Source organism: Agrobacterium sp. 719_389 (assembly GCF_900188475.1).
GTDB classification, from domain to species: Bacteria; Pseudomonadota; Alphaproteobacteria; order Rhizobiales; family Rhizobiaceae; genus Agrobacterium; species Agrobacterium radiobacter.
Genome location: NZ_FYEM01000004.1, coordinates 105,040 through 118,165 on the forward strand (window position 1 = coordinate 105,040; position 13,126 = coordinate 118,165).

Below are 13,126 nucleotides of genomic sequence, written 5' to 3' on the forward strand. Positions count from 1 at the left end.
ATCCGGTCCTTCAAATTAGCCGTTCACCGCTGCGACGATCTTTTTCGCCGCATCGTCGAGATCGTCAGCCGCGGTGATCGCAAGGCCGGACTCGTTGAGGATCTTCTTGCCAAGCTCGACATTCGTGCCTTCGAGGCGCACGACGAGCGGAACCTTGAGACCGACTTCCTTGACGGCTGCGATCACGCCTTCGGCGATGACGTCGCACTTCATGATGCCGCCGAAGATGTTGACGAGGATGCCCTCGACCTTCGGGTCAGCCGTGATGATCTTGAAGGCTGCCGCAACCTTCTCCTTGCCGGCGCCGCCGCCGACGTCGCAGAAGTTAGCCGGCTCTTTGCCGTAAAGCTTGATGATGTCCATCGTCGCCATGGCGAGACCGGCGCCATTGACCATGCAGCCGATGTTGCCGTCGAGCGCAACGTAAGCGAGGTCCCACTTGGAGGCTTCGATTTCCTTGGCGTCTTCTTCGGTCTCGTCGCGCAGCGCCTTGACGTCGTCATGGCGGAACAGCGCGTTGCCATCGAAGGACATCTTGGCGTCGAGAACGCGCAGATGGCCATTTTCCATGACGATCAGCGGGTTGACCTCGAGGAGAGCCATGTCCTTCTCGTTGAAGGCCTTGTAGAGGATCGGGAACAGCGCCTTGGCGTCTTCGGCTGCAACACCATCAAGCTCGAGAGCCGTGGAGATCGCGGCAACATCGGCGTCGCTCACACCCTTTTCCGGGTTGATGGCGATGGTGTGGATCTTCTCGGGCGTGTCGTGGGCGACAGCCTCGATATCCATGCCGCCTTCGGTGGAAACCACGAAAGCGACCTGACCGACGGAACGGTCAACCAGCAGAGAGCAGTAAAGCTCGCGGGCAATGTCCGCACCGTCTTCAATGTAGAGGCGGTTGACCTGCTTGCCGGCGTCGCCCGTCTGCGCCGTTACCAGCGTGTTGCCGAGCATGTCCTTGGCGTGGGAAACGACTTCGTCGATCGACTTTGCCAGGCGAACGCCGCCCTTGGCGTCGGGGCCAAGTTCCTTGAACTTGCCCTTGCCGCGACCGCCGGCGTGAATCTGGCTCTTGACGACGTAAAGCGGGCCGGGAAGCTGCTTTGCGGCAGCTTCGGCTTCTTCGACCTTGAGAATGGCGACGCCTTCAGCAACCGGCGCGCCGTAGCCCTTCAGAAGAGCCTTGGCCTGATATTCGTGAATATTCATGGAATAATCCCTGTTTGGAGCCGCTAGGCTATTACTTCAGCGACGGAGCGATGTTGACGCAGGCTTCGCAAAGACCAGCGACGGCGCCGACGGATTTCTGGAAGGCGGCTTCTTCTTCCTTGTTCAGTTCGATCTCGATGATGCGCTCGATACCGCCGGCGCCGATGATGGTGGGAACGCCGACATACATGTCATCAACGCCATACTGACCCGAGAGGTGGGCAGCGGCGGGCAGGACGCGCTTCTTGTCCTTGAGGTAGGATTCAGCCATTTCGATTGCCGAAGCAGCCGGCGCGTAATAGGCCGAACCGGTCTTCAGGAGGCCGACGATCTCCGCGCCGCCGTCACGGGTGCGCTGGATGATCTGCTCAAGACGCTCAGCCGTCAGCCAGCCCATCTTGACAAGATCGGTCAGCGGAATGCCGCCAACCGTGGAATAACGGGCGAGCGGCACCATCGTATCGCCGTGACCGCCGAGAACGAAAGCGGTGACGTCCTGGACCGAAACGTTGAATTCTTCAGCGAGGAACAGGCGGAAACGGGCGCTGTCGAGAACGCCGGCCATGCCGACGACCTTGTTCTTCGGCAGGCCGGAGAACTTCTGCAGCGCCCAGACCATGGCGTCGAGCGGGTTGGTGATGCAGATGACGAAAGCGTTCGGGGCATATTTCTTGATGCCGGCGCCGACCTGTTCCATCACCTTGAGGTTGATGCCGAGAAGATCGTCGCGGCTCATGCCGGGCTTGCGGGCAACACCGGCGGTTACGATGCAGACGTCAGCACCTTCGATGGCGGCGTAATCGGAAGCGCCGGTGAGCTTTGCATTGAAGCCTTCAACCGGGCCGGACTGGGCAATATCCAGACCCTTGCCCTGCGGGATGCCGTCAGCAATGTCGAAGAGGACGATATCGCCCAGTTCCTTCAGGCTGGCGAGATGCGCCAGCGTGCCGCCGATCATGCCAGAACCAATAAGTGCAATCTTTTTGCGAGCCATCGAATGCTTCCTCTTGAGCTTCAATTCAATTTCACCGCGCCAAACCGGCAGCCAAATTGTCGGACTTCGATTAGCCCCATTAGCCAAAATTGGCAACAGATTCTTTTGTGCTGAATGTTTTCAATCGTTTAGATCATTATTTTCTTACGTAAACGTAAGAAAATACGTCACGAAAGTGTCAAACTTTCTGCCGCTTTTCGTGATGAAGCGCCAGATAATCCGCACTGCGCATCTCGAACAGGCGCGAGGCGGTACGATCGAACTCGAAACCTTCGGTTCCCTTGCGTTTACCGAGCAGGTCTTCCGGCATGGCCGCAGCCGAGGCGAAAAGGCGGACGCTGTGATCGTACAGCGCATCTATGAGAATGATAAAACGCTTGGTTTCGTTCCGCTTGTCGGCATTGAGAAGCGGGATATGGTCGATGAAGACCGTATCGAAACGATTGGCTATGGCGAGAAAATCAGAAGCGCCAAGCGGCTTTTCGCAAAGGTCCGAGAAGGAAAAGCGCGCCACGCGGCCGCTGGCGCGCGGCACCAGAATGGAGCGGCCCTTCATGGGTATTTCCGTTGGGGCAACGAGATGACCGCCGGTCATATGCCGCCAGGCCATGTCCATCGCCTGATCCGCCGAGCCATCAAGCGGCGTAACGTAGACCGGCAGGCTTTCCAGCTTCTCCATCCGGTAGTCGGTGGGGCTGTCCAGCGTCACCACGTCAACATATTTCTTCAGCAGATCGACGAAGGGCAGGAAAAGGCCCCGATTGAGACCATCCTTGTAGAGGTTGTCGGGCACGACGTTCGAGGTCGTCACCAATGTGCAGCCATTGGCGAAGAGTTCGCTGAACAGCCGGGCGAGGATCATCGCATCGGCAATATCCGTGACTGTGAATTCATCGAAGCATAAAAGCTCCGCTTCCGCCAGAAGCTCCGCCGCGACGGGGGGAATGGGATCGGCCTGTTTGGTTTCGCCATTCTTCAGCTTCTGCCGATGCGCGTGCACACGATTATGCACATCCGCCATGAATTCATGAAAATGGCACCGCCGTTTGGAAGAGACGGGCGCCATCTCGTAGAACATGTCCATCAGCATCGTCTTGCCACGGCCGACGCTGCCATAGACATACAATCCCTTGACGGAGGCGGTAGGCCCGGACTTGCGCGCAAACATCCAGCCGAGCGCGCTCTTTTTCTTGGCGGGCTTACGTGCCTTCAGATCGGCAAGAATACGGTCAAGATGCGCCGCCACGCCTAGCTGGGCGGCATCGGCCTGCAAGGTGCCAGCTGCCGTCAATGCGTTGAGCTGTTCAACGACACTATGATTGTAATCAGGCAAAGGCTTCATGGACAAACGCCTCGGACGCGGGCGCACAAAGGCACCCGCGACGAATGAACAGGCTTAGAGCGAAAAGAGCGTTCCGGCTTCACCGGAAAAACTCATCGGCTGAGGCTGAGCGGCTGGCCGCTATTGGTCGTGCCGTCAAAGCGCGCATCGGCGCTCTTGTAGACGCGGCCGATCGTGTCACCCGAACGGTTCTTGAAGAGAACCATCTTGCCGGACACTTCCCAGGACCCCATCGCCGTCAACTCGCCCGCACAACCGCGCGTGCCGCCACGCGAGCCGCTGCCGAGATTGGTGAGCGTCAGGAACATGTCGCAATTGGCGCCGCCATTGGAAACGCGCCAGTTGCCGACCATGGATTCCTTGGTAACGTCAAGTGCGGCTGCCGGCGGGGCGGCGGAAGCAACATTGGTTCCGCCAGGGGCCGCCGAGGCCGGTGCCGAAGGGAACTGGCTGCCGGTGGCGCCACCGGGCGGCGGCAGGGCGCCGGACTGGACGGAGGGCACCGGCTGCGCCTGCAAAGGCGGCGTATAACCGGGATTGTTGCTGGTGTTGTTGTTGTAATCGTAGGAGGTACGTTGGCAACCGGCGAGAGTCATCACAACCGCAAGGCCCGTCACCACATATCTGAATTGCATATCAAGCTCCCGATTCTCTCGCTTCCGGAAAGATCATGATCAAACAAGAAGGCTGAATTATTACCAAAGCCTTATCTTGCGCAAGCGATGGCCGGGATAATTACCATTTCGGTCGATTTTTACCGAATTTTCCCACGCCGGGTTGTAAAAAGGGCCACGGTCGAGACCGCGGCCCGCTAGATTTTCTGTCGTCAGCGAATCGCCTTTAAACGCGGCGCTCGACCATCATCTTCTTGATTTCCGCGATCGCCTTGGCCGGGTTCAAGCCCTTCGGGCAAGCCTGCGCGCAGTTCATGATGGTGTGGCAGCGGTAAAGGCGGAACGGGTCCTCGAGATTGTCGAGACGCTCACCGGTTGCTTCATCACGGCTGTCGATCAGCCAGCGATAGGCCTGCAGCAGAACGGCGGGACCTAGGTAACGGTCGCCATTCCACCAGTAGCTGGGACAGGAGGTGGAGCAGCAGGCGCACAGAATGCACTCGTAGAGACCGTCCAGCTTCAGGCGATCCTCATGGCTCTGTTTCCATTCCTTGGCGGGCGTCGGCGAAACCGTCTTCAGCCAGGGTTCGATGGAGCGATGCTGGGCGTAGAAATTCGACAGATCGGGAACGAGGTCCTTCACGACAGGCATATGCGGCAGCGGATAGACCTTTACCGTACCCTTGATCTCTTCCATGCCCTTGGTGCAGGCGAGAGTATTGGTGCCATCGATGTTCATCGCGCAGGAACCACAGATGCCTTCACGGCAGGAGCGGCGCAGCGTCAGTGTCGGGTCGATGTTGTTCTTGATGTAAAGAAGCGCATCGAGAACCATCGGCCCGCAATCGTCGACATCGATATAATAGGTGTCGATGCGCGGGTTCTGGCCGTCATCCGGGTTCCAGCGGTAGATCCGGTACTCGCGAACGTTCCTGGCGCCGTCAGGCTTCGGCCAGACCTTGCCTTCGCTGATCTGGGAATTCTTGGGGAGAGCTAGTTCAACCATATCCAGTTCCTCAAATCAGTAGACGCGCGCCTTCGGCTCGATCTTTTTCGGATCGATGCCGTCGGCGATCAGGTCGGTGTGAACAGGGCGGTAGTCGAGCTTGACATCACCTTCGGGGCTGACCCAGGCAAGCGTGTGCTTGCGCCAGTTCACATCGTCACGACCGGCGAACGGACCGTCAACAAAATCCTCGCGGGCGTGCGAACCGCGGCTCTCCTTGCGCGCTTCGGCGCCATAGACCGTGGTGATCGCATTGGCCATCAGGTTTTGCAGCTCGAGTGTCTCGACCAGATCGGAGTTCCAGACCATCGAGCGATCGGTAACCTTGACGTCAGGCAGTTCCTTCCAGATGGCGGAAAGACGCTGGCAACCGCTTTCCAGCGACTCCTGCGTGCGGAACACGGCCGCATCGTCCTGCATGGCGCGCTGCATCTTGTCGCGCAGCACCGCCGTCGGCGTCGAGCCATTGGCATAACGCAGGCCGTTGAAGCGCTCCATGATCTTGTCGCAGGCAGCCGTATCGAGAGCGGGAACAGCCTCGTCACGATTGATGACCTGAGCGGCGCGGATCGCGGCGGCGCGGCCGAAGACCACGAGGTCGATCAGAGAGTTGGAGCCGAGGCGGTTGGCGCCGTGAACCGAGGCGCAGCCGGCTTCGCCGACAGCCATCAGGCCGGGCGCGATGCGTTCCGGGTTGTCGGCGTTGGCGTTCAGCACTTCACCCCAATAGTTGGTCGGAATGCCGCCCATATTGTAGTGAACGGTCGGCAGAACCGGGATCGGCTCGCGCGTCACATCGACGCCGGCGAAAATCTTGGCGCTTTCGGAAATGCCCGGAAGACGCTCGTGCAGGATAGCCGGATCGAGGTGGTCGAGATGCAGGAAGATGTGGTCCTTGTTCTTGCCGACGCCGCGGCCTTCACGGATTTCCATCGTCATGCAGCGCGAGACAACGTCACGCGAGGCAAGGTCCTTCGCGGAAGGCGCATAACGCTCCATGAAGCGCTCGCCTTCGGAATTGACGAGATAACCGCCTTCGCCGCGCGCACCCTCAGTAATGAGGCAGCCTGCGCCGTAAATACCGGTCGGGTGGAACTGCACGAATTCCATGTCCTGAAGCGGCAGGCCGGCGCGGGCAATCATGCCGCCGCCGTCGCCGGTGCAGGTGTGGGCGGATGTCGCCGAGAAATAGGCGCGGCCGTAACCGCCGGTCGCCAGAACCACCATCTTGGCGGCAAAACGATGGATCGTGCCGTCATCGAGGTTCCAGGCGACAACACCGGTGCAGCGGCCATCCGGAGACATGATGAGGTCGAGCGCGAAATATTCGATGAAGAATTCCGCATTGTTGCGCAGCGACTGACCGTAAAGCGTGTGCAGAATGGCGTGGCCGGTACGGTCAGCAGCGGCGCAGGTGCGCTGCACCGGCGGGCCTTCACCGTAATTCTGCATATGGCCACCGAAGGGGCGCTGGTAGATCTTGCCTTCTTCGTTACGCGAGAAAGGCACGCCGTAATGCTCAAGCTCATAGACCGCCTTCGGCGCTTCCATGGCGAGATATTGCATCGCATCAACGTCACCCAGCCAGTCGGAGCCCTTTACGGTGTCGTAAAGGTGCCACTGCCAACAGTCGGGCGTCATGTTGGTGAGCGAGGCGGCGATGCCGCCCTGCGCGGCAACCGTGTGGGAGCGCGTCGGGAAAACCTTGGTGATGCAGGCCGTGCGGAAACCCTGTTCCGCCATGCCGAGCGTTGCGCGCAGACCCGCGCCACCGGCGCCCACCACGATCACGTCGTAGGAGTGATCGACATAGGTGTAGGCCTTGCCATTCTGGGAAGGTGAACTGATCGATGCCATGGCGGACTTATCCTGCGAATGCGATTTTCAGAATGGCGAAGATGGAAAGACCGCCAATCAAAATCGCGAAAAACATATTGAGCATCAGAAGAACGAGCTTCGAAACCTCGGCGTGAACGTAGTCTTCGATGATGACCTGCATGCCGAGCTTCATGTGAATGAGGCCGGAGACCAGCACCAGAGCCATGATGACCGCGACGAGCGGGTTCGACAGCGCCGCGACGACTTCCGGATAGGGCGCGCCGGCATATTTAATGAGAAAGACCACAAAGAACAGGAGCAGCGGAACGTTGGCGACCGCAGTCACGCGCTGACGCCAGAAATGGTCGGTGCCTTCCTTGGCGGAGCCGAGGCCGCGGACCTTTCCGAGAGGTGTACGCATATCCATGAAAAATCTCCTCAGCGCACGATCAGGGCGATGACCCAGATCAGCGCGGTCAGACAGATCGACGCCACCCAAGAGGCCTTCGCCAGCTTGGTGGTAAAGTGCTTTTCGAAGCCGTAGCCCAGATCCCACATGAAGTGGCGAAGGCCGCCCAGCATGTGGTGGACAAGAGCCCAGGTATATCCGATCAGGATGAGCCTGCCGATGATCGTGCCCATCGCCCAGTTGACCCAGTCGTAATAGGCCGGACCCGAGGCGATTGCGATCAGCCACCAGGCGACCAGAAGCGTTCCGAAATAAAGCGCGCCGCCTGTGATGCGGTGCACGATGGAAGCAACCATCGTCGGAATCGGCTTGTAAATTTGAAGATGCGGCGACAGAGGCCGGTTATTAGTCGCATTCGCCATCAGAACCTCGCGGCGTTTTCCCGTGCGCCCACCAGACAGGACGCCCCCAAGCAACAGCACATGACGAAAGAATGTGCATTGCACCAACCGCGACGTTTAATCACATGGGAGCATCACCACAAGCACATTTCATAGCCGATTCCAATTTAATCGATTGGTTCACGAATTTTTTTTGGAATTTTTTTGCGTCAAAATAAAAAATCGAGCGTTTCCAAGATTTACGCCCTCAAAATATTTACCTTTACGTAATTCAGGAATCGTGTAATTTACCTTTTGTTAATGAGGAAAATCCGGAGAATGAGGCTCATGTTACAGCGCCGAATCGCCGCTTTGACCATGATGGTCGCAGGCGTCATTTTCACCGTAATGCCTCCGGCAGCGGCAGACGATTATTATGGCCGCCGTGATTATCAGCATCACTATCAACATCGTCAATCGCAGGTGAGCTTCTCAACGGACGGGCTGCCGTCCACTCTCTCAGGTGGCACTTATGTGGGCGCGATCTCGGCGCTACGCGTTCGCGGCAATGGCAATTACTTCGCGATTGGCGGCGGGCTTTCACGGAAAGGCGCAACGCTCACAAAAGGCTCGCAGCTTGCGCCAAAGGCGAAAATCATCAATGTCCGCGCTGAAACCGCTGACGACGCCTGCGCCTATGAACATGGCGTCTGCATCATCCGGCCCTAAAGCATTTCCGGCAAAAGCATGAAACGGTTTTACTGCAAATTTGCGCTGTGCTGATCAGATGAAACGCCACACCGTGGTTTTCTTCACTTCGCTGTCTTCCAGCGCCCGCGTCACCGGCACCTGATAGGTCGCCTCCGCGCGGAGCCGCTCTTTGGGCAAATAGGCCCGCCCCGGATCGCCGACGAGCACGCTCACGCCCTTTTCCGTCAGTTCCAGAAACCACGGCACGAGAAGATCGGCAAAGGCGCGATCGTAAAACACGTCGCCGGCCAGCAGAACATCCGCAGCGACCGGCTTCCCGACCAGATCAAGTCCGGTGAAGGCAATGTCCACCCCATTGAGAGCCGCATTCAGCCGAATGGCGGTCTCTGTCCACGGATCGATATCGGCCGCCAGAACCGCGCTGGCGCCCGCCTTTGCCGCGGCGATGGCGACAAGGCCGGAGCCGCTGGCGAAATCCAGCACGCGCCTGCCGGAGACGCTGTCGGGATGATCGAGAACATAGCGGGCAAGCCCCTGCCCGCCGGCCCAGGCGAAGGCCCAGAAGGGCGGCGGCAGGCCGATCGCTTCCAGCTCCTCCTCCGCCTTCAGCCACAGTTCATGAGCCTCCGTAGCAAGATGAAGACGCAATTCCGGCACATGCGGCGGGCGCATGATGCCGGTGTTGTCGAGAATGAAGCGTTCGGGATCGGTCCTCACCGAAGCATCAGTCCGGTGATTTCGGTGGATTGGCGAGGTTGCCCATGCGGCAAACCTCAAGATATTCCTCCTCCGTCACCGGCTGCACGGAAAGCCGCATGGAGGTGACGAGAGACATCTTTTCCAGCTTGGGATTGGCCTTCACATCCTTCAGCGAAACCGGCTGCGGCATATCGCAAACGGCGCGGATATCGACGCAATCCCACTTCAGATCGCCTTCAGCGGTCGAGTCCGGATGCGACAGCGCACAGACTTCGACAATGCCGACGACATCCAGCCCTTCATTGGAGTGATAGAAGAAACCCTTGTCGCCGATCTTCATCGCCCGCATGTTGTTGCGGGCCTGATAGTTGCGCACGCCGGTCCATTCTTCGCCGGCCTCGCCCTTCGCCTTCTGCATTTCCCAGGACCATTTGAACGGCTCGGACTTATAAAGCCAGTAATTCGCCATGTCCGGTCACGCTCCCGGATTGTTGAAGACCCAATTATAGGGCTTCACATCAACGCTTTCGAACAGGCCGGCCTTGGCATAGGGATCGGCATCGGCAAGCGCTTTGGCCGCATCGATATCGGCAGCTTCCACGATGACGAGGCTGCCATTCGGCTTGCCTTCGGCATCAAGAAACGGACCGGCGATCTTCAACGTGCCCTCGGCATTCAGCCTGTTCAGATGTTCCAGATGCGCCGGGCGCGTTTCCATGCGCACATTCAGATGGCCGGGCTTGTCCTTGCAGATAAAGGCAAACAGCATTTTCGTCTCCTCGCTGGAGCATGTCTCCCAAAAATGTCAGCGGTTTTGGGACCAGGACATGCGTAAAATATTATTCGACCGCCCCACCCTCATTCGGTGGTGATCGGCCGTGTCATCAATTGTTGCATGGCGCTCGCCACATCCAGATTGCCGTCAATGATGGCGGCCACCGCTTCGGTAACCGGCATGTCGACAGCGTGACTTTCTCCCAGCCGGGCGGCGACGGCAGCCGCAAAAGCGCCCTCCACCAGCCCGCTGGACATATCCTTGCCCTCGCCTCGGCCGAGCGCGATGCCGAAACGCAGGTTCCGCGACTGATGGCTTGTGGCGGTCAGCACCAGATCGCCGAGGCCCGAGAGGCCGCGCACCGTATCCGCCTTGCCGCCCATGGCGACGATGAGACGCGACATTTCAGCAAGCCCGCGCGAAATCAGCGCCGCCCGGGCGGAATCGCCAAGGCCTGCGCCTTCGACAATGCCGGCGGCAATGGCAAGAACGTTCTTCAGCGCCCCGCCAAGCTGCACGCCGATGCGATCGGTGGAGGCATAAAGCCGGAAGGTTCTGCCGGAAATCGTGGTCGCCAGCCGTTCGGCGACGGCAGCATCTTCCGCCGCAATCGCCATGGCCGTCGGCAAGCCGCGAGCAATATCGGCCGCGAAGCCCGGACCGGACAGAACCGCAATCGGATGATGCGGCAGTTCCGCTTCCAGAAGTTCCGTCAGCAAACGGCCGGAACTACGGTCGATGCCCTTGGCGCAGGTGACAATGATAGAGTCATTAGCCAGATAAGGACCATAGTGGCGGGCCGCATCGGCATGGGCCTGAGACGGCATGGCAAAGAGCACAATGCTGGCACCGACAAGCACATCGGGCTCGGCAGAAAATTCAAGTGCATCCAGCAGGTCGACACCCGGCAGGGCCGCCTCGTGCACGCGATCGCTCCTGAGGTCAGCCATCAGGGACGGATCGCGGCCGAGCAGGGTCACATCATGCCGGTTTTCCAGCGCGATGACGACGGCAAGCGCGGTTCCGAAGGCGCCGGCGCCGATGACGACGATTTTTTCCCGCTGCATCAGGCCTTGGCTCCCCTCTTACCGAAACCGATCAATGTCTCCGCGCTGCCATCCAGCGGCCAGCGCGAGCGCGGCGGAATTTCCAGCGGATCGGATGCTCGGCCGTCCGCCATTCGCTCCAGTCCGGCCCAGGCGATCATCGCAGCATTGTCAGTGCAGAGCCGGTGCGGCGGCGCGACAAAGCGAAAGCCATTGATATCGCAAAGCGACTGCAGGGTCTGGCGGATTTCCTTGTTGGCGGCGACACCACCGGCAACTACCAGCGCAGGCTGGGTCTCCAGCTGCGGAAACTCCTGCCGGAAACGCGCAAGGCCACGGCCGATGCGATCCTTGAGAGTGCGCGACACCGCATTCTGGAAGGAGGCGCAAATATCGGCAATATCCTGCTTCGAAAGCGGCGCGATGGCGGTCGCCGCCTGCCGCACCGCTGTCTTCAGGCCGGAAAAGGAAAAATCGAGCCGTGCTTCGCCGACCATCGGGCGCGGCAGCGGAAAGCGGTTGGGATCCCCCTTCGCCGCCGCCTTCTCGACCGCAGGACCGCCGGGATAGGGCAGGCCCAGAAGTTTCGCGGTCTTGTCAAAGGCTTCACCCAGCGCGTCATCGATGGTGGTGCCCCAGCGCTCATATTCGCCAACGCCACGCACCAGCACCAGCTGTGTATGGCCGCCGGAAACCAGCAGCATCAGATAGGGAAAAGACAAACCGTCGGTGAGGCGCGCCGTCAGCGCGTGGCCCTCCAGATGGTTGATGGCGTAAAGCGGCTTGCCGGCCGCCTTGGCGATGGCCTTGCCCGTCATCAGCCCCACCAGCAGACCACCGATCAGGCCGGGACCGGAGGTGGCGGCGATGGCGTCGACATCGGCAAGGGTCACGCCTGCCTGCTCCAGCGCTTCCTCCACCAGCGTATCAAGCGCCTCGACATGGGCGCGCGCGGCAATTTCCGGCACCACGCCGCCATAGGCGCTGTGTTCCTCCAGCTGCGACAAAACGACATCGGACACGATCTCGCCGCGCCCGTCCGCATGCCGAACCACAATGGATGCAGCGGTTTCGTCACAGCTTGTCTCTATGCCGAGGATACGAAGAAAGGGGGTCATCAAATCTGTTCGTTCATTGCGATCATGCGCTGAGTTGGTCTAAGACAACTCCGGTAACAATGGATAGACGCGGATGCAAACAAAACCTTTCCGAATCGGCACGCGCGGCAGCCCGCTGGCGCTCGCGCAGGCTTACGAGACGCGCAACCGGCTGATGGCGGCGCATGGTCTGCCGGAAGACATGTTCGAAATCGTCGTGCTATCCACCAAGGGCGACCGGATAACTGATCGCGCTTTGTCGGAAATCGGCGGTAAGGGCCTGTTTACCGAGGAGCTGGAAAGCCAGCTTCTGTCCGGCGAACTCGATATGGCCGTGCATTCCTCCAAGGACATGCCGACCCTTTTACCCGAAGGCCTCTATCTGTCCGCCTTCCTGCCGCGGGAAGACGTGCGTGATGCCTTCATCGGCCGCACCGCGCCGAAGCTGCTGGAGCTGCCGCAGGGCGCCGTGGTCGGCTCCGCATCCCTGCGCCGCCAGGCGCTGATCCGCCGCCTGCGACCGGATTTGAGCGTCATCATCTTTCGCGGTCAGGTCGATACGCGTCTGCGCAAGCTCGAAGAAGGCCAGGCGGATGCGACGCTGCTTGCCTTTGCCGGCCTGAAGCGGCTCGGCAAGGACAATGTTCCGACGGAGATTCTCGACCCGAAGGAGTTCCCCCCTGCTCCGGCGCAGGGCGCAATCGGTGTGGAGAGCCGCATCGGTGACACCCGCATGGACGAGCTGCTTGCCCCCATAAACGACAGGCCCACTTACGATGCGGTGACCTGCGAGCGCGCCTTCCTGGCCGCACTCGACGGCTCCTGTCGCACGCCGATTGCCGGTTACGCCACCTGCGAGGGCGAGGAACTCTATTTTTCCGGCTTGATCCTCACCCCGGATGGCCAGACGAGCCACAACATAGAAATGTCAGGCAACCGCAAAGATGCGGCAAAGCTTGGCCGACAGGCCGGCGAAGAGGTGCGCGCCAAGGCGGGCAGCAATTTCTTCGAAGGCTGGAACTGAGC

At 59.9% G+C, this 13,126-nt stretch carries 15 protein-coding genes; 2 read left to right on the forward strand and 13 right to left on the reverse strand.

Going from position 1 to position 13,126, the window contains the following annotated elements:
- Window positions 1-15: 15 nt before the first annotated feature.
- The 8 genes from sucC to sdhC form a co-directional block, all read right to left on the reverse strand.
- A complete protein-coding gene (sucC, locus tag CFB10_RS09355; RefSeq protein WP_020010873.1) occupies window positions 16-1,209 on the reverse strand; it encodes an ADP-forming succinate--CoA ligase subunit beta in 1,194 nt (397 codons plus the stop codon).
- 31 nt (window positions 1,210-1,240) lie between these two features.
- The gene (mdh, locus tag CFB10_RS09360) at window positions 1,241-2,203 is read right to left on the reverse strand and encodes a malate dehydrogenase (RefSeq protein ID WP_003504984.1); all 963 of its coding nucleotides are present in this window, start codon (window positions 2,201-2,203) and stop codon (window positions 1,241-1,243) included.
- A gap of 178 nt (window positions 2,204-2,381) precedes the next feature.
- Window positions 2,382-3,545: a cell division protein ZapE gene (gene zapE / locus CFB10_RS09365; protein ID WP_020010871.1), complete on the reverse strand. Its 1,164-nt coding sequence runs from the start codon at window positions 3,543-3,545 to the stop codon at window positions 2,382-2,384.
- 92 nt (window positions 3,546-3,637) lie between these two features.
- Window positions 3,638-4,180 carry a protease inhibitor Inh/omp19 family protein gene (locus tag CFB10_RS09370; protein WP_003504986.1) on the reverse strand — a complete coding sequence of 181 codons (543 nt, stop codon included), beginning with the start codon at window positions 4,178-4,180 and terminating at the stop codon, window positions 3,638-3,640.
- A gap of 205 nt (window positions 4,181-4,385) precedes the next feature.
- The gene (locus CFB10_RS09375) at window positions 4,386-5,165 is read right to left on the reverse strand and encodes a succinate dehydrogenase iron-sulfur subunit (RefSeq protein WP_003504987.1); all 780 of its coding nucleotides are present in this window, start codon (window positions 5,163-5,165) and stop codon (window positions 4,386-4,388) included.
- A 15-nt stretch (window positions 5,166-5,180) separates the two neighbouring features.
- Entirely contained in the window at window positions 5,181-7,022 is a 1,842-nt protein-coding gene (gene sdhA / locus CFB10_RS09380) for a succinate dehydrogenase flavoprotein subunit (RefSeq protein ID WP_020010870.1), read from the reverse strand.
- Between the two features lie 7 nt (window positions 7,023-7,029).
- Complete coding sequence (gene sdhD, locus CFB10_RS09385; protein ID WP_020010869.1) at window positions 7,030-7,410, reverse strand: succinate dehydrogenase, hydrophobic membrane anchor protein; 381 nt, start codon at window positions 7,408-7,410, stop codon at window positions 7,030-7,032.
- An 11-nt stretch (window positions 7,411-7,421) separates the two neighbouring features.
- Window positions 7,422-7,814, reverse strand: coding sequence for a succinate dehydrogenase, cytochrome b556 subunit (sdhC, locus tag CFB10_RS09390; protein ID WP_020010868.1), 393 nt, complete (start codon window positions 7,812-7,814; stop codon window positions 7,422-7,424).
- Between the two features lie 306 nt (window positions 7,815-8,120).
- Between sdhC and CFB10_RS09395 the strand changes: the two genes are divergently transcribed.
- The gene (locus CFB10_RS09395; RefSeq protein ID WP_026363762.1) at window positions 8,121-8,501 is read left to right on the forward strand and encodes a hypothetical protein; all 381 of its coding nucleotides are present in this window, start codon (window positions 8,121-8,123) and stop codon (window positions 8,499-8,501) included.
- A gap of 54 nt (window positions 8,502-8,555) precedes the next feature.
- Here the strand turns inward: CFB10_RS09395 and CFB10_RS09400 are convergent, their stop codons facing one another.
- From CFB10_RS09400 to tsaD, 5 genes are all read right to left on the reverse strand, one after another.
- Entirely contained in the window at window positions 8,556-9,200 is a 645-nt protein-coding gene (locus CFB10_RS09400) for a methyltransferase (protein WP_020010866.1), read from the reverse strand.
- Between the two features lie 7 nt (window positions 9,201-9,207).
- On the reverse strand, window positions 9,208-9,651 hold the full coding sequence (locus CFB10_RS09405; RefSeq protein ID WP_003504993.1) for an EVE domain-containing protein: 444 nt from the start codon (window positions 9,649-9,651) through the stop codon (window positions 9,208-9,210).
- A gap of 6 nt (window positions 9,652-9,657) precedes the next feature.
- Entirely contained in the window at window positions 9,658-9,951 is a 294-nt protein-coding gene (locus CFB10_RS09410) for a YciI-like protein (protein ID WP_003504994.1), read from the reverse strand.
- A gap of 89 nt (window positions 9,952-10,040) precedes the next feature.
- The gene (locus CFB10_RS09415) at window positions 10,041-11,024 is read right to left on the reverse strand and encodes an NAD(P)H-dependent glycerol-3-phosphate dehydrogenase (RefSeq protein ID WP_020010865.1); all 984 of its coding nucleotides are present in this window, start codon (window positions 11,022-11,024) and stop codon (window positions 10,041-10,043) included.
- A complete protein-coding gene (tsaD, locus tag CFB10_RS09420; protein WP_020010864.1) occupies window positions 11,024-12,121 on the reverse strand; it encodes a tRNA (adenosine(37)-N6)-threonylcarbamoyltransferase complex transferase subunit TsaD in 1,098 nt (365 codons plus the stop codon). Before tsaD ends, CFB10_RS09415 begins: the two co-directional genes overlap by 1 nt.
- Window positions 12,122-12,194: 73 nt before the next feature.
- Between tsaD and hemC the strand changes: the two genes are divergently transcribed.
- Entirely contained in the window at window positions 12,195-13,124 is a 930-nt protein-coding gene (hemC, locus tag CFB10_RS09425; RefSeq protein WP_020010863.1) for a hydroxymethylbilane synthase, read from the forward strand.
- Window positions 13,125-13,126: the final 2 nt, after the last annotated feature.